Annotated in this window: 12 protein-coding genes; 9 read left to right on the plus strand and 3 right to left on the minus strand. The window is 70.5% G+C overall.

Annotation, left to right across the window (positions count from 1 at the left end; all coding sequences use genetic code 11):
• On the minus strand, positions 1-345 hold a 345-nt coding region (locus SSQG_RS04375; RefSeq protein WP_158680999.1), incomplete at its 3' end, for a hypothetical protein.
• Between the two features lie 174 nt (positions 346-519).
• On the opposite strand from SSQG_RS04375, the gene SSQG_RS04380 reads away from it, so the two are divergent.
• The 3 genes from SSQG_RS04380 (at position 520) to SSQG_RS04390 (ending at position 3,061) form a co-directional block, all read left to right on the plus strand.
• Positions 520-1,245 (plus strand): AfsR/SARP family transcriptional regulator, encoded by a 726-nt coding sequence (locus SSQG_RS04380; RefSeq protein ID WP_052310230.1) that lies wholly within the window; start codon positions 520-522, stop codon positions 1,243-1,245.
• Positions 1,246-1,256: 11 nt separating this feature from the next.
• Entirely contained in the window at positions 1,257-2,018 is a 762-nt protein-coding gene (locus SSQG_RS04385) for an AfsR/SARP family transcriptional regulator (protein ID WP_003988500.1), read from the plus strand.
• A gap of 89 nt (positions 2,019-2,107) precedes the next feature.
• Entirely contained in the window at positions 2,108-3,061 is a 954-nt protein-coding gene (locus SSQG_RS04390) for a hypothetical protein (RefSeq protein WP_003988501.1), read from the plus strand.
• Positions 3,062-3,137: 76 nt separating this feature from the next.
• Here the strand turns inward: SSQG_RS04390 and SSQG_RS04395 are convergent, their stop codons facing one another.
• A complete protein-coding gene (locus SSQG_RS04395) occupies positions 3,138-8,348 on the minus strand; it encodes a family 43 glycosylhydrolase (RefSeq protein WP_039931929.1) in 5,211 nt (1,736 codons plus the stop codon).
• Between the two features lie 284 nt (positions 8,349-8,632).
• Here SSQG_RS04395 and lpdA point away from each other — a divergent pair, with 284 nt between their 5' ends.
• The 6 genes from lpdA (at position 8,633) to SSQG_RS04420 (ending at position 15,016) form a co-directional block, all read left to right on the plus strand.
• Positions 8,633-10,045 carry a dihydrolipoyl dehydrogenase gene (gene lpdA / locus SSQG_RS04400; RefSeq protein ID WP_003988504.1) on the plus strand — a complete coding sequence of 471 codons (1,413 nt, stop codon included), beginning with the start codon at positions 8,633-8,635 and terminating at the stop codon, positions 10,043-10,045.
• Positions 10,046-10,406: 361 nt separating this feature from the next.
• Positions 10,407-10,517: a keywimysin-related RiPP gene (locus tag SSQG_RS40855; RefSeq protein ID WP_106434143.1), complete on the plus strand. Its 111-nt coding sequence runs from the start codon at positions 10,407-10,409 to the stop codon at positions 10,515-10,517.
• 26 nt (positions 10,518-10,543) lie between these two features.
• A complete protein-coding gene (locus SSQG_RS04405) occupies positions 10,544-12,397 on the plus strand; it encodes a lasso peptide isopeptide bond-forming cyclase (protein WP_003988505.1) in 1,854 nt (617 codons plus the stop codon).
• 92 nt (positions 12,398-12,489) lie between these two features.
• Entirely contained in the window at positions 12,490-12,744 is a 255-nt protein-coding gene (locus SSQG_RS04410; protein ID WP_003988506.1) for a lasso peptide biosynthesis PqqD family chaperone, read from the plus strand.
• Complete coding sequence (locus SSQG_RS04415) at positions 12,741-13,178, plus strand: lasso peptide biosynthesis B2 protein (RefSeq protein ID WP_003988507.1); 438 nt, start codon at positions 12,741-12,743, stop codon at positions 13,176-13,178. Before SSQG_RS04410 ends, SSQG_RS04415 begins: the two co-directional genes overlap by 4 nt.
• Positions 13,175-15,016, plus strand: coding sequence for an ABC transporter ATP-binding protein (locus tag SSQG_RS04420; RefSeq protein WP_003988508.1), 1,842 nt, complete (start codon positions 13,175-13,177; stop codon positions 15,014-15,016). Before SSQG_RS04415 ends, SSQG_RS04420 begins: the two co-directional genes overlap by 4 nt.
• Positions 15,017-15,238: 222 nt before the next feature.
• Here SSQG_RS04420 and SSQG_RS04425 read toward each other — a convergent pair whose 3' ends face one another.
• A complete protein-coding gene (locus SSQG_RS04425; protein ID WP_338117305.1) occupies positions 15,239-15,952 on the minus strand; it encodes an SMP-30/gluconolactonase/LRE family protein in 714 nt (237 codons plus the stop codon).
• Between the last annotated feature and the right edge of the window lie 114 nt (positions 15,953-16,066).

The raw sequence follows: 16,066 nt of genomic DNA on the forward strand, positions 1-16,066 counted from the left end.
GACGCATTCGAGGACGGTACCCGCCTGGGCGGCCAGGAGGGCGGCCCAGGACAGCAGCCCGTCCGCGGTGAACGGCACGGACGTCCCCGGGGGTACGCGCAGGGCCACGGTGCTCTCTCCGGAGTACCGCACCCGTTTGGTGCGGGGGGACGCCGCCGCCAGGGAGGTGGCCTCCTCCAGGGCGGACTGCGGAGGGAAGTGGGCGGTGATCGTTCCCGCGGTGCCGGGCGTGGTGGGGCCGAGCACGACGGCGCCCGCCGTACCCGAGCGGGAGATGTTGGAGAAGGTGAAGTCCAGGACGAGCATGTCCTCACGGCGGAGGAGGGTGACGGTGGTCCCGTCCATGGGCGTCCCCGAGGCGGCGGCGCACATCGGCACCAGCTCCCGTGAGATCTATGGAAACCCAACCGGGCAGTTCATCCCTTTTTGTTAGTATTTCATCGCCATCAAGGGCCTGCCAACAGACAATTGACCGGGCGGTATGTGCCCCGTCAACCAACGATCTCGTCGGGGGCAGCGATGAACCCCTCTCCCCCACCTCCACAGCACACCAGCCTGCAACTCCTCGGCCAGTTCCGCTTGGAGCTCCACGGCGAGCCCGTGCCACTGTGCGGCGACGCGCAGCGCCTTCTGGCCTTCGTCGGGCTCCGTCGGCGGGTCCGCCGCTCCGTGGTCGCGCAGACCCTGTGGCCGGACGCGACCGGGACACACGCCCGCGGGAGCCTTCGGACAGCGCTGTGGCGTCTGAGCGGCGACGGCCACGAACGCGAATTCGTCCACTGCACCAAGGAGTCGCTCGCCCTCGCTCAGGGCGTGGGAGTGGACGCCGGCACCCTCGCCCGGACCGCACTCGACATCGTCCGGGGCCGCGGTTCCCTCTCCGCCGATCCCCTGCTGACAGGGCTTCTCGACCGGGGCGATCTGCTGCCCGACTGGGACGACGACTGGGTCGTCCTGGAACGGGAATGGCTGCGCCGACTACGCCTGCAAGCACTCGACACCCTGTCGGAGCGGCTTGCACGCCACAACATGCCTGCCCTGGCGCTGGAGGCCGCATGGGCGAGCATCCGCGTCGAACCGCTCCGCGAGGACCCGCATCGGGCGGTGGTCTCGGCACATCTCGCCGAGGGCAATTTGATCGAAGCCCTCAGGCACTACGAGGCGTTCCGGCACCTGGTGCGCACGGAACTCGGGGCTGAGCCGTCTGTCTGGTTCACGCGGACGATCCCTCCCGAACTGCGCTGACGAGGCAGACGATGGACCGCTCGGAAGCATGCCCCGCTCCCCGCCTCCGGCTGCTCGGCCGGTTCGGATTGGTGTGCGGCGGCGAAGCGGTGGAGCTGTCCGGGAACGCGCAACGTCTGCTGGCCCTCGTGGGACTGCGCTCGAGCCTCAGCCGGACACTCCTCGCGGGGACGCTGTGGCCGGAGGCGACCGAGGCGCACGCACGAGGCAGCCTGCGCAGCACCCTGTGCAAGCTGCCGCACGGCGACCGGGCGTTGGTCACGTGCGGCAGGAACGCGATCTCGCTCGCCGACCCCGTGACGGTCGACGCCCGTGAACTCGCCGAGACCGCGCTGCGCCTGGTGCGACCGTCCGGGGCGCCGGGCGACGAGCCGGTGCCGACGGTCCTGTTCGGTGAGGGAGAACTGCTGCCGGGCTGGGACGACGACTGGGCGTCGCTCGAACGGGAACGGCTGCGGCACTTGCGGCTGCACGCACTCGAGGCGTTGGCCTACCGCCTGGCCGGGGAGGGGCGGCCCGCGCTCGCACTGGAGACCGCGCTGACGAGCGTACGAGGCGAACCACTGCGGGAGAGCGCGCACCGGGCGGTGGTCGCCGCGTATCTCGCCCAGGGCAAGGCGAACGAGGCGGTGCGGCACTACCGGGCCTTTCGCCGGGCGCTGCGCGAGGAGCTGGGAGTCGCGCCCTCACCGCAGTTCACCCGGATGCTGGCGCCGGAGGACGGGCTGCGCAGTGATGACGCTGGGGTGACGCACGGCCCCTACGGTGCGTGAGTGGGACGGGATCGCCCCCTCCTGCGGCCGGGCGGTTCGCCCCGCACCGCATCGTCCTGCGTGTTGTCCTGAGAGCAGGTGAACATCCCATGACCGCCACCTACGTCGATGTCTCGGCACCGTTCCGCATCGTCGGTCCGGACATGCCGGGCGAGCCCGCGGACGAGCGCGAGAAGTTCGCGCGGATCACCACGGAGTATCCCGACGAGAACGCGGAAGCCCTCCGATGGGCCTTTCTGCAGAGCAGGCTCCGCCTGGCGCGGACCGACCCGGACATGGATCTCGAAGACCGCGACCGCATGGCGTCCGCCCTGGCCGAGCGGTTCGAGCAGGACTTCGGCGTCACGGAGGAGCCGGTGCCGACCCGTCTCGGCTACGGCTTCCTCTACTACCAGACGTTCAAGCGGGACTTCGCGACGGGCACGGCGCTGGGCTGGGACATCATCTGCCCCGACACCCCGGGAGGCAACGTCGACAACTTCCTGTACGTGACGGCCACGAACCGCGCGGTCCGGGGGCTGGAAGCGTTCGTCGCCTACTTCGCGCAGAACGCGCCGAGCTTCTGTGTGTGGGACTGGGCACAGCCCCCTCCCAACCAATTGCAGCTGGACGTGCCCTGGTCGTCCATGGTCGAGTACCGCCGGACTGTCAATTCGCACGGACTGTCGCGACAGGTCATCGGTGTCACGAACACCACGGTCGAGTTGTCCCCCGGGACCTGGAGCAACATCGTCTACCTCTGGAACGCCGTCCAGAACCGCCACGACCTCGTCTACCGGTTCGACTACGCGGCGACGCTGGCCCAGCAGACGGCGATCAGCACCTTCGGGAACTGGGGGCCCATCGTCGAGAACTTCCAGCCCGCCTACTCGGGCACCAGACCGCTGGGGTCCCTCGGCGCCTCAACCTGCACGCGGGACCACGGCGGCAACTGGGGCCCGTGGGGGTTGCTCACGCCCAACCAGAGCTTCGTCCACGACGGCCACGTCGGCTTCCGCGCCGAATTCCTCGACCCCAACTACAACTTCGCGGTCAGGAGCTGATCCCGCGAGCGACACGCTCCCCAACGCCGGGCAGGCGTTGAGGAGCGAACTCGCGTGCTGGTCTCGATGCGCGAGCCTAGCGCCGGTGGTCTCCGATGGTGACGACGCCCTTCGTTCTCGCGCCGGTCCTGTTGTCGTAGACGACGTCGCCGGTGGACTTCTTCCAGATCCTGATACGGAAGGTGTCCGGGCCGTCGGTGGCGGTGACTCTGAAGGCATAGCCGCTCTTGCCGCCGACCGTGCCGGTGCCCTGGTACACGGCCTGGGAGCCGTTGACCACGAGCCAGTCGGAGCCCGTCGAGCGGAAGGTGAGCCGGGCGGGGCCGAAGACGAACGTGGCCTTGCCGGTGGGGACGGTGGCTCCCTTCCTGTACTGGGCGCCCAGGGTGAACGCCGCCTTGCCGGTCAGCCCCGGCCCGGCCGGGTAGGCACCGGCCGGCGAGGTGATCGTGCCGGCTCCGGCGGCGGGCCCGGCGGCACGGTCGTAGACGATCAGCTCCGCGAGCGTGGTGGTGTCCGTGCCCCCGTCGTCGTCGGTGACCGTGACGGCCGGGCGGTGGATGCCCGCGTCGTCGTACACGTGTGTGGCGCGGCAGCCGGAGTCGGTGACCGTGCCGGTCGTCAGCCGGCTGCCGTCCCTCCAGTCGACCTCGCAGGTGTGGCCGTCGGACGAGCCGGGATCGGCGAAGGACGCCGTGACGACGGCGGCCTCGCCCACCGGGAGGGGCGAGCCGGGGCCCTTGGCGGAGGTGATCGACGGGGCGACGTTCGAGACCTTCACCGTCGCCGTGTCGGTGCCGCGTCCGCCGGTCAGGGTGACCTCGAAGGTGCCGTCGTCGGTGCAGGTGAGGGTCGTGCGGGCCGCGGCGGGGTTCTTGACGGCGCACGGGGCGCCGTCCCGCACGGTCCACTTGGGAGTACCGGCCCCGGAGACGGTGCCGGCGAGCGTGATCGCCTCGCCCTCGGCGCCGGTGGCGTCCGGCCCCGCGTGGACGACGGTGACCGGGTCGATGCCGCCCAGGGTCGGGACCACCTTCTTGATCAGGCCGTCGGAGTCGAACTCCAGCTTGTCGATGGTGGTTTCGCGGTGAGTGCCGTCACCGCCGGGGATGGCGAAGCGGTGGTAGGCGATGTACCAGTCGTCGGTGTTCGGGACGTGGACGACGGAGTGGTGGCCCGGGCCCTTGATGCCCAGGGACAGGTCCTTCTCCAGGATGACGCCCTGCTTGGTCCACGGGCCGGTGGGCGAGGGGCCGGTCGCGTAGGCGACGCGGTAGTTCTCGTCCCGGGTGTCGTTCTCCGACCACATGAAGTAGTAGGTGCCCTTGCGCTTGATGACGAAGGTGCCCTCGTTGTAGCCGCTGGGGGTGATGTCCGTGACCTTCGAGGTGTCGATGGAGGTCATGTCGTCACCGAGCGGGACGACGTAGGCGCGGCCGTTGCCCCAGTAGAGGTACGTCTTGCCGTCGTCGTCGGTGAAGACCGCCGGGTCGATCATCTGGCCTCGGAAGTCACCGGCCTTCAGCAGCGGCTTGCCCAGGGCGTCCTTGAACGGTCCGGTGGGCGAGTCTGACACCGCGACGCCGATGTTGGCGTCGGCGCAGAAGTAGAAGTAGTACTTCCCGTCCTTCTCCGTCATCGTCGGCGCCCAGGCCCGGCTGTCCGCCCAGCTGACGTCCGGCCCGAGGTCGAGGATGACGCCGTGGTCCTTCCAGTGGACCAGGTCCGTGGAGGAGTAGGACTTGAACCGCGTGCCGCTCCAGCCCTCGAAGCCGTCGGTCGTCGGGTAGATGTAGAAGGTGTCGCCGAAGCGCACGATGTTGGGGTCGGCGTTCAGACCCGGCAGGAACGGGGTCTTCATGATCAGCGCCGAGACCTTCCAGGTGCGCTTCTTGCCGTCCGACCCGGTGACCTCGTACGTCACCGGCCGGGTGAAGTCGTGCACGCTGCCGGAGGCGGGGCTGATCGTCGCGCCCTCGGCCAGCGTGAACTCCGGTGCCAGCGTGGTGAGATCGGTGCCCGCATTCATCGGCAGGGTGATCGTGCCGCCGGCGTTGTCGACGATCGCGTCGACCTTGAGCTCCGGGTGTGTCGCCTTGGCGATACCCGTGGTGTTGCCGCTGAGTTCCATGACCTCGCTGCCGGTGAGGGCACGGTCGTAGATGCGGAAGTCGTCGACCTCGCCGCCGAAGTAGGGGTCGGCCGCGTACAGGGAGCGGCCGATGTAGCCGCTGTGGTCCTTGGCCGCGTCGTACAGCTCGGACGGCTTGACGGTCGTCGTCGTGCGGGCCGCCTCGACGCCGTCGGCGTAGAGGACCATCGTGCCGGTGGCGCCGTCCAGCGTCACCGTGACGTGCCGCCACCGGCCGGGCGTGAGCTGCGAGCCGGCCGTCAGCTTCGACTCCGCCGACCAACTCGCCTTGGTGATGGCCGAGTAGAGGCTGGAGCCGCCGTTGGACGGGGTGGCGAACAGGTACTTGTCGCTGTCGGGCCCGAGCCCGAACAGCCACTGGAAGCTGCTGCCGCCCCTCCACTTGGCATACGTCGACACCGTCACGCTGTCGGCGTTCTTCAGCACACCGTTCGGGATCCTCACGTACGGCGAGGTCGACGAGTCGCCGGACATCTTGAACGAGCCGCCGTCGACACCGGTGCCGAAGTCGGGTGTGCGGACGTAGGTGCCGTGGTAGCCGTGCCCGCTGGAGTCACGGGCGATGCTGCCGCTCGTCTCGTCGAAGTCGTAGTGCAGCAGCAGGTCGGCCGGGACGTCCGGCCCCTGCTCCGACACGGTGACCTCGGCGCGGACCGGGATCGCGACGCCGTCCGGCAGGTTGCCGGTCACGGTGAAGGTGCCGGCCTGGGCGTACTTCGACGCCGGTACGTCCTCCCAGCTGACCGCGACGGGACGCTTGACGCCGTCGGCGTACTCGGCGATCACCGTGGCCGGCAGGACCGGGGGGTCACCGACCCGGGTCTTGACCGACACCTCCTCGACGCTCTTCACGACCTGGTCCGGCTGGTAGGCGCGCAGCAGCCGGTCGTACTCGGCCTGGGTGACCGGCAGCACGGTGCCGTGCCGGGGCTTGGCGGGCAGGTCATAGCCGGTGGAGGGAGTCCAGGTGCCCGAGTCGAGGTCGGTCGTCTCGAACGGGAGGTAGCCGCGGCCGCCGAACTCGTCGAGGAACGCGTACCACTTCTCCTCGGTGTTGGACTTGAACACCAGCGGCCCCTCGGCGGCGTTCATCGCGCCCTTGCCGATGCCCTCGGCGACCGGGGTCCAGGACGGGTTCAGGATGGAGTCGCTCTTCTCCTCGAAGATGAACTTGCTGTTGGGGGTGGAGGAGGTGTTGTTCCGCTCGTCCTTGGACAGGCGGTAGTACGTACCGTCGTGGCGGATCATCGTGGAGTCGATGACCGAGTAGCCGCGGTCGATCCAGACCTTGGGCTCGCTGAAGGTGTAGAAGTCGCGGGTGGTGGCGTACATCATGCGGTTGTACGTGTCACCGGAGTGGTCGGCGTTGTCGTACAGCTTCGACGCCCAGAAGACGACGTACTCGCCGCGCTCGGCGTCGTAGAACGCCTCCGGCGCCCAGGTGTTGCCCGCGCTGTCGGGTGAGACCTTGACCAGGCGCTGGTTCGTCCAGTGCACCAGGTCGGTGGACTCCCAGACCATGACGGACTTGCTGCCGGTGCGCTGGGAGGCGTCCCAGTCGCCGTTGCCGTAGATCCTGAGGTCGGTGGCGATCTGGTAGAACTTGTCGCCCTCCGGGGAGCGGATGATGAACGGGTCGCGCAGGCCCCTCTTGCCGAGCGTGGAGGTGAGGACCGGCTTGCCGTCGTTCAGCTCACGCCAGTGCAGCGGGTCGTTGCCCTTGCTGAGGGCGGCGTAGAGCTGTTCGCCGTCCGAGGTGCCCTCGCCGGTGAAGTAGCTGAACATGTAGCCCTTGAGGGCCGCCTCGGCGGGCAGTTCGGGCACCTCGGCCGTCATGACACGGGTGGCCCTCGCGTCGCCCTTGGTGACGGTGGCGGTCAGCTCGACGGTGGTGGCGCCGTCGCCGTGCGCGGGGCGGCGGACCTCGCCGTCGGCCGATACGACGTCCGGCTTCGCGGAGGACCAGGCGACGGCCGTGCCGTACGTGCCGCTCTCGGGCAGGGTGAGGTTGCCGCGTGCGTCGTCGAGGTTGTGGACCGTGAGCGCCTCGGCGGCCTCCCGGGTGGCGGCGGCGTCGTCGAGCGCGGGCCGGACCGTGATGTCGAAGGTCTTGGTGCCGGTCACGGTGCCCTTCTTCAGGGTCGCCGTGAGCGTGGCGCGGCCGTCCGGTGAACCGGCCACGGGGCGGGTCACCTTGCCGGTGTCGGACACCACGGTCGGGTTGTCGCTGTCCCAGCTGATGGAGGAGCCACCGGCCGTGCCGGTCCTGGGCAGGTCGAGGTCGGAGGTGACGCCGCTGGTGTCACCGAGGCTGAGGGCGTCCTTGTCGTCGGCGACGCCCTGGGTGGCGACGGGGAGGGAGAGCTGCTCGACCTCCGAGCCGTCCAGGGCCCGGTCGTACACGCGGAAGTCGCGGATCCGGCCCTGGAAGAGCTTGTCGCCGTCGTAGACGGACTTGCCGATGTAGTTGGCCTTGGTGGTGCCGGAGCCGATGGCGCCGGGCGTGGTGGTGACCGAGGTGTTGCGGCCGACCTCGACGCCGTCCTCGTAGAGCACGCCCGTGGAGCCGGTCTGGGCGTAGGTGAGGTGCTTCCACACGCCGCGGGTCAGGTTGTGCGAGTCGGACGGCTTGGTGGTCTGCTCGGTCGACCAGTTGCCCGTCGCGACCGAGGTGCGGAAGGAGCTGCCGGTGGTGAAGAGGTAGCCGTTGCCGCTGCCCGCGCTGGTGTTGCCGAAGCCGTAGAGGAAGTAGGGCGTGCTCTGGGCGGAGTCGATCAGCACGTCCATGGAGACGGTGATCGAGTCCATGCCCTTCATGACGTCGTCCGGGACCTTGATGTAGGTGTCCGAGCCGTTGAAGGCGAGTCCCTGACCGGATGCCGACCAGTCGGCGGTGCCGTTGACCGTGCCGTTCCGGCCGTTGCCGGAGGCGTCGGCCACGGTGCCGCCGGAGCCCGTGTCGAGCTTGTACCAGAGGGCCAGGCCGTCGGTGATGTCGGCCGCTTCGGCCGCCGGGGCCGCCTGTGCGGGAGCGGTGGGTCCGGCGAGGGTGAGCAGCATCGACGCGGCGGTCAGTTGGGCGAGAGGGCCCGCCCAACGTCTCGCGCGGCTGCGAAGTCGTGCGACGTGCGTCATGTCGAGAATCCCTGCTGAGGCATGGCTGATGACGGACAGGACGGAAGGAAACGCAAGGAAGGCGAGAAGCCGACGAGGCGACGGCAAGTCCTTTCCGTGGGCCTGCCGTTACACGCAGGTGAAGTGTGTGGCGAGAGTTTCGGCCGATGCCCGGGGCAGCGTCAAGAGGTTTCGAACAATGTCCGACAGGTCGAACGGCCCGGTGGCAAGATCCCCTGCCGGGTCGGCGAGTAATGTCTGACTTGGCATGCCCGTTGCAGTTGAACCTATGGGAGGAACAACCCGTGGTCGAGCAGGACGAGCGATTCGATGTTGTCGTACTCGGCTCTGGCCCTGGTGGCTATGTCGCCGCCGTCCGCGCCGCCCAGCTGGGCAAACGCGTCGCGATCGTCGAGGAGAAGTACTGGGGCGGTGTCTGCCTGAACGTCGGCTGCATTCCCACCAAGGCCCTCCTGCGCAACGCCGAACTCGCCCACATCTTCACCCGTGAGGCGAAGACCTTCGGCATCAAGGTCGACGGCCAGGTCTCCTTCGACTACGGCGAGGCGTTCCGCCGCAGCCGCAAGGTCGCGGACGGCCGCGTCAAGGGCGTCCACTACCTGATGAAGAAGAACAAGATCACCGAGTACGACGGCCGCGGCACCTTCGTCGATCCGCACACCCTCCAGGTGGCCGGCTACGACGGCGAGACCCGCACGATCGGCTTCGACCACTGCATCATCGCCACCGGTGCCACACCGAAGCTGCTCCCCGGTACCAAGCGCACGTCCCGCGTGGTGACGTACGAGGAGCAGATCCTCGCCGAGGACCTCCCGCAGTCGGTCGTCATCGCGGGCGCCGGCGCGATCGGTATCGAGTTCGCCTACGTCCTGCACAACTACGGCGTGAAGGTCACGGTCGTCGAGTTCCTGGACCGCGTCGCCCCGCTGGAGGACGCCGAGGTCTCCGCCGAACTCGCCCGCCAGTACCGCAAGCTCGGCATCGACGTGCTCACCTCCACCCGCGTCGACGCCATCGACGAGTCCGGCCCGCAGGTCCGCGTCACCGTCACGGGCAAGGACGGGGCCCAGCAGATCCTGGAGGCCGACAAGGTCCTCCAGGCGATCGGATTCGCCCCGAACGTCACCGGCTACGGCTTGGAGAACACGGGCGTGCGGGTCACCGAGCGCGGGGCGATCGACGTCGACGGCCGCTGCCGCACCTCCGTCCCGCACATCTACGCCATCGGTGACGTCACCGCCAAGCTGATGCTCGCGCACGCCGCGGAGGCCATGGGCGTGATCGCCGCCGAGACCCTCGCCGAAGCGGAGACCATGGAGCTGGACTATGCGATGATCCCGCGCGCCACCTACTGCCAGCCGCAGATCGCCAGCTTCGGCTATACCGAGGCCCAGGCCCGCGACCTCGGCTACGACGTCAAGGTCGCCAAGTTCCCCTTCACGGCCAACGGCAAGTCCCACGGCCTCGGCGACACCACCGGCTTCGTCAAGCTCATCTCGGACGCCAGGTACGGCGAGCTGATCGGCGGTCATCTGATCGGGCCGGATGTGACCGAGCTCCTGCCGGAGCTGACTTTGGCTCAGCAGTGGGACCTCACCGTCCACGAGGTCGCCCGCAACGTCCACGCCCACCCCACTCTGGGCGAGGCCGTCAAGGAGGCCGTGCACGGCCTCGCCGGCCACATGATCAACATGTGATCCGGCACGGCTAGGGAGCACGCGAGAGCGATGAGTGCGCCCGGCGGCGCCCGCCCGCGGCCGGCGGCGGTCGCGTCCGGAAAGCGTGGCGGTCAGCTGTCGGGCGGCATGTCGAAACGTTTATTTGAGCAGGCGCATACCCGGGCCGCGCACCGGTGCGGCACCGGAAGCCGCAGGGGGCGCGCAGGGCGCACGGCCCCGGTGAGACCGATTCAGCACATGATCTGACCTTCGCTGACACTCTTGCCTCAACCTCACTGTCCGCAGCTAGCTATGTGCTGCGGCCGCTTTCCGGCCCGGGCTCCCGACGAGCCCGGACCGTCAAGGGGAGCGGTCGGAACCCCGCATGTGAGGAGTAGTCATGAAGAAGGCCTACGAGGCACCGACGCTCGTCCGGCTCGGCACCTTCCGGAAGGAGACCGGGCTCCTCGGGCGCCACGGCAACGACCGGCTGATCCTGAGCAAGAACTGACGTACGACGGTCCTTGACCTGACGTCATGACTGAACTGCACGAAAGTGCGGGGACGGGCCCCGGCGACGCGCACTTCGCGGTCTTCACCGACCGTGCGGACGCGGCCGCCGTGGCCCGCTCCTTCGCCCGCCCCGGAAGCCGGATTCTCTCCCATCCGTCGGGCCGCCCCTGGCTGGTCGGTCACTGGCACGACGACGAGGTCCTCGTGGCTCACGCCGGCGGCGCCTCCGTCGCCCTGATCGGCTGCTGCCCGGTCGACGCCGGCGAACTGCTGCGCCGGACCGCACGGCTACGTGATCTCACCGAACTCGGCACACTGGCTCGCTCCCTGCCCGGCAGCTTCCATCTCGTCGGCGCCCTCGACGGACGTGTCAGGGTGCAGGGCACCGCCTCCGGACTGCGCCTCGTCTTCCACGCGGAGATCGACGGCGTACGGGTGGCGGCGAGCCGGGCCGACACACTCGCCACCGTCCTGAACCTCGAACCCGACGTGGCGGAACTGGCCGTGCGGCTGCTGTGGCCGGCCCCGTATCCGCTGTTCGAGACGTCGATGTGGCGCGACATCACCGCCGTTGCTCCGCACGACGCCATGGTCGTAGCGGCGGACGGGCGCACCGTACGGCACACCCGGTGGTGGACGCCGCCGGAGCCGGACCGGCCGCTCGCCGAAGCGGCGCCGCTCATCCGGGAGGCACTGGAGGAGGCCGTCGGCGCGCGCACCCGTCAGGGCGGGGTCGTGAGCTGCGACCTGTCCGGCGGCCTGGACTCGACCTCCGTCTGTTTCCTGGCCGACCGTTCCGCCGCCCACGTCGTGGCCAGTACCTGGCCGGGACGCGATCCGGCGGACACCGACCTGCACTGGGCCGAACGAGCGATCGGGCACCTCCCGGACGTCGAGCACGTCGTCTGGGACCCCGACGCCTCGCCGCTGGTCTACGAGGACCTGCTCGGCATCGACGACCTTCTCGACGAACCCACCATCGGCGTCATGGACCGCTCCCGGGTCCTGCACCACCTGCCCGGCCTCGCCGCACGCGGCAGCCGGTTGCACCTGACCGGCATCGGCGGCGATCACGTGGCGTGGTGCTCCGAGGCGTACTACCACCGGCTGCTGCGTACCCGCCCGCTGTTCACGCTGCGTCAGATGCGGGGGTTCCGGGCGTTGTGGCAGTGGCCGCTCGGCGGCACGGTGCGTGCTCTCGCCGACTCCCGTCCGTACGGGAAGTGGCTCGCCGACGCCGCCCGCCGACTGCGTGACCCCTCCCCCACCACCGTCGCGACGGGCCTCGGCTGGGGCATGGCCCCGCGCCTGTTCGACTGGATGACCCCGGAAGCGGAACGGCTGGCCCGCCGGGCGCTGCTCGGTGCCGCGGCGACGGCCTCGCCGCTCCACCCGGACCGTGGGATGCACTCGGACCTGGAGCAGATCCGCTCGTGCACCCGCATCATCCGGCAGTGGGACCGGATGGCGGCCCGGACCGGTCTGCCGATGGCCTCTCCCTTCCTCGACGACCGCGTCATCGAGGCGTGCCTCGCCGTGCGTCCGAGCGAACGCGTCTCGCCCTGGCGGTACAAGCCCGTCCTGAGCACGGCCATGCGCGGGATCGTGCCCGAGGAGTGCCTGCGGCGGAGCAACAAGGCCACGGCCTCCATGGACGCCGCCAACGGACTGCGCGAACACCGCGCCGACCTGGTGGCCCTGTGGGAGGGGTCCCGGCTGGCGGAGCTGGGCCTGGTGGACGCCGCCGCACTCCACCGTCTGGCCGTGCGCCCCGCATCCCGTGGGCTCTCCGACGCCATCCTCTACTCCACGATCGCCACCGAGGTGTGGCTGCGGGGACTCACCCGTGGCCGAACCCCTGCCGTCCCGCGACCCTGACCGCCATCCGCCGCCGTCCACCGTCGGACACTCAGACACACCAGATACGTCAGACACGCCAGATACGTCAGACACGTCAGAAAGGCCCTCACATGCCCCTGCGGTTCGGCGAGAACGTCTCCACGGCCGAGACCGACTACGGCACGGTCCTGCTGGACGAACGGGCCGGTGCCTACTGGGAGTTGAACCCCACAGCCACTCTGGTGGTGCGGACGCTGCTGGACGGGGGCGAGGAGGCGGAGGCCGCCGCCGCACTGGTCAGGGAGTTCGACATCGACCAGGCACAGGCCCTGCGGGACGTCGAGACGCTCGTGCGGGAGCTGCGCGGCTCGGGGCTCGCCTCATGACGACGCCCAGCGCGCTGGAGCGGCCCCGTGACGTGCCCCTGTCCCGGCGCCTGGCCGCCCGCCTCGTCCTGCTGCCCGCCTTCTTCCTCGCCCTGCTGCCGCCCCGCCGCATCCGCGCCGTACTCGGCGTTCTGCGGCGCGGTGCCGCGCCCGCGACACCGGCGCAGGCCCGAAAGGCACGCGACGCCATGTGCGCCGCCAGCCTGTACTGCGCCGGCCCGAAGGGTTGTCTGCCGCGATCCCTCGGGGCGGCGCTGCTGTGCCGGCTCGGCGGAACGTGGCCGACCTGGTGCACCGGCGTACGCGTCGTCCCTCCGTTCACCGCGCACGCCTGGATCGAGGCGGGAGGCCACCCCGTCGGGGAGGGCGTGCCGGAGGGTTACTTCGCCCGCCTGGTGACCGTCGGGCCGCTGTCCCGGCCGACGGACCGATGACCGGCGCGACCGTCCCGCTGGGCGGCCGGGCCGAGATCGCCGGGCGCGACAGGTCCGCCCGGGCGGCGGTGGCCACGATGTACCGGCTCACCGCCGGGCACCGCAGCGCCGTCGCCGTCGCCACGGGACTGACCCTCGTGGGCTCCGCGCTGGGCCTGGCCCAGCCCCTCGTCGCCAAGCACGTCGTGGACACGACCGGCCGCGGCCAGATCGTCTGGCCGCCGCTGGTGCTGCTCGGCGCGCTGTTCCTCGTGGAGGCGGCGGCGGGAGCCGTGGGGTGCTTCCTGCTGGAGCGGATGGGCGAAGGAGTCGTGCGGCAGCTGCGTCACGGGCTGGTGGGACGGCTGCTCCGGCTGGAGATGAGGGAGTACGACCGGCACCGGGGCGGCGACCTCATCTCCCGGGTGACGGCCGACACCACCTTGCTCCGGGAGGTCGTGTCGCAGGCCCTGGTGGATCTGGTGACGGGAAGCCTCGTCGCCGCCGGGGCGATCATCCTCATGGCGTGGCTCGACCCCCTGCTTCTGCTCCTGGTCGCCGTCACCGTGGCGGCGGCGGCCGTCGTCGTCGCCTCGCTGCTCACGGGTATCAGATGCGCGTCCGAGCACATGCAGAACTCGGTCGGTGCCATCGCCGCCGACCTGGAACGCGCCCTCGTCTCCCTGCCGATGGTCCGTGTGCACCGCGCCGAGGAACGCGAGGCGGCCGGCATCGGTGCCCGCGTCGACGCCGCCTACGGCGCGGGGGTACGCACCGCGAAGCTCGCCTCCGTCATGAGCTCCGCCGTGGAACTCGCCGTCCAGGGCTCGTTCCTCATCGTGCTGGTCATCGGCGGCCTGCGGGTGAGCAGCCACGCCGGCTCCCTCGGCGACCTGGTCGCCTTCCTGCTGTACGCCTCGTACCTCGTCCTGCCCCTGTCCTCCGTCTTCCGTGCCGTGGGACTCGTCCAGCGCGGGATGGGCGCCTACCAGCGCATCGACGAGGCGCTCCACCTGCCGGTCGAGCCCGTGACACCCCGGATCCCAGGGGACCGCACGTCCCCGGCAGCACGACCGGCCGCGCCCTCCCCCACGCGCGAGCACCCCGCCCTCGCCCTGCAAGACGTCCATTTCTCCTACGATCCGCGCAAGCCGGTCCTCCACGGTGTCTCGTTCGCTGTGCCGCACCGGCGGTTCGTGGCGCTGGTGGGCCGGTCCGGGGCCGGCAAGAGCACGGTGTTCGCCCTGGTGGCGAGGTTCTACGAGCCGGACGCGGGCGCCGTCTTCTTCGACGGGCGGCCCGCGGCCGAGCTCACCCGCGCGGCATGCCGCCGAGGCGTGGCCGTCGTCGACCAGAACACGCATGTCGTCCACGGCACCCTGCGGGACAACATCGCGTACGCCGTGCCCGACGCCTCGGAAGCGGAGATCGGGCGCGTCATCGAACTGGCCGGCCTCACGGAGGTCGTCGACCGGCTGCCCGGCGGTCTGTCCGCCGTCATCGGCGAACGGGGCAGCACCCTGTCCGGCGGCGAACGACAGCGCGTCGCCCTGGCCCGGGCGCTGCTGGCCCGCCCCTCGTTGCTCCTGCTGGACGAACCCACCTCCCACCTCGACGCGATCAACGAGGCGGCGCTCACCACCGTCATGAAGGACATCGCCCAGGAGTGCGCCCTGCTGGTCATCGCCCACCGGCTGTCCACGGTGCAGCACGCGGACCACATCGTGGTGCTGCAGGACGGCCGCACCGTCGCCGGCGGACGCCACGAGGAGCTGCTCTCCGGCAGTGCCCTCTATCGCGAGCTGGCCGCGAGCCAGATGCTCCGGCCGGGCCGTGCCGAGGACGGGACCGGCCGGTAGGTCGGAGTCGGCTCGGGCGGGGCGGAACCGTGACCCGGTCGGCGGCTGCGGTGGCGGGTAACGTGGAGCACACGCGGCGGTGAGTTCCCGGGAGCTTGCCTTCGCGAGGTTTCCTCGGTTCGAACCCGAGCCGAGGAAGCCGCTGAGGTGGCCGCGGGGAGAGCGGTGACCGGCGCACCCGGTGAGGAGGTGCCCGTCGTCACTGAGGTGACGCCCGCGTACTCAGCGATCGGGCTCCTGGCGATGTCCAGGGTGACTCCGGTAGGCGATGGCGCTCTGCGCCCGCCAGGAGCAGGCCGCCGTTCCCCGGGCCGGTACGGGGATGTCGAGCACCGCGCCGGAGGTGCGGGTCGGGTCCTTCACCCCGTACCTGGCGGTGGTGACGAGGAGGCGGTTCTCGGTGGGGTGCAGGCACACCGAGGTGGGGTGCGGGGCGGGCACGGTGGTGATACCGAGCAGGCGGCCGTCGGGGTGGTGGCGGTGGATCGTGCCGGCGCCCCACATCGCCACCCACAGGCAGCCCTCCACGTCGACGGTCATGCCGTCGGGGCCGCCCTCGCCCTCGCCGGGGCGGGCGAAGGTCTCCGGGTCGCCGGAGAGGTCGCCCGAGCCGGGGTCGACCCGGCAGCGGAGGATCGTGCTCGCGGCCGTGTCGGCGAGGTACATGATCGTGCCGTCGGCGCTGAAGGCGGGGCCGTTGACGATGGTCAGGCCGTCGAGGACCCGTACCACCGTGCCGTCGTGATCCGTCCGGTAGAGCGAGCCCGCGCCGTGGGTGCCGTCGTAGGCCATGCCGCCGGCCCAGAAGCGGCCTGCGGGGTCCGCGACGCCGTCGTTCATCCGGCTGGGGAGCGGGGTGCGGTCCTCCGGGCGGTCCAGCCACTCCAGTGTGCCGTCGGCCGAGAGCAGCGCGATCCCCGTGCCCGCCGCGGCGATCCACGTGCCCGGCCGACCCCCACCGGCGCGACGTCACCCAAGGGCCCGTCCAGGCAGGCCAGTTGAGCCGGCCCGGCAGTGCCCAGTCCGAAGAGCCGGCCGCTGAGGATGTCG

The sequence above is a fragment of the Streptomyces viridochromogenes DSM 40736 genome (genome assembly GCF_000158955.1).
GTDB lineage: Bacteria > Actinomycetota > Actinomycetes > Streptomycetales > Streptomycetaceae > Streptomyces > Streptomyces venetus.

Coding starts and splice junctions, on each gene's coding strand:
- SSQG_RS04405 (WP_003988505.1), top strand. CDS start 10,544: ATGACTGAACTGCACGAAAGTGCGGGGACGGGCCCCGGCGACGCGCAC.
- SSQG_RS04385 (WP_003988500.1), top strand. CDS start 1,257: ATGGACCGCTCGGAAGCATGCCCCGCTCCCCGCCTCCGGCTGCTCGGC.
- SSQG_RS04395 (WP_039931929.1), bottom strand. CDS start 8,348: ATGACGCACGTCGCACGACTTCGCAGCCGCGCGAGACGTTGGGCGGGC.
- SSQG_RS04380 (WP_052310230.1), top strand. CDS start 520: ATGAACCCCTCTCCCCCACCTCCACAGCACACCAGCCTGCAACTCCTC.
- SSQG_RS04415 (WP_003988507.1), top strand. CDS start 12,741: ATGACGACGCCCAGCGCGCTGGAGCGGCCCCGTGACGTGCCCCTGTCC.
- SSQG_RS40855 (WP_106434143.1), top strand. CDS start 10,407: ATGAAGAAGGCCTACGAGGCACCGACGCTCGTCCGGCTCGGCACCTTC.
- SSQG_RS04410 (WP_003988506.1), top strand. CDS start 12,490: ATGCCCCTGCGGTTCGGCGAGAACGTCTCCACGGCCGAGACCGACTAC.
- SSQG_RS04390 (WP_003988501.1), top strand. CDS start 2,108: ATGACCGCCACCTACGTCGATGTCTCGGCACCGTTCCGCATCGTCGGT.
- SSQG_RS04420 (WP_003988508.1), top strand. CDS start 13,175: ATGACCGGCGCGACCGTCCCGCTGGGCGGCCGGGCCGAGATCGCCGGG.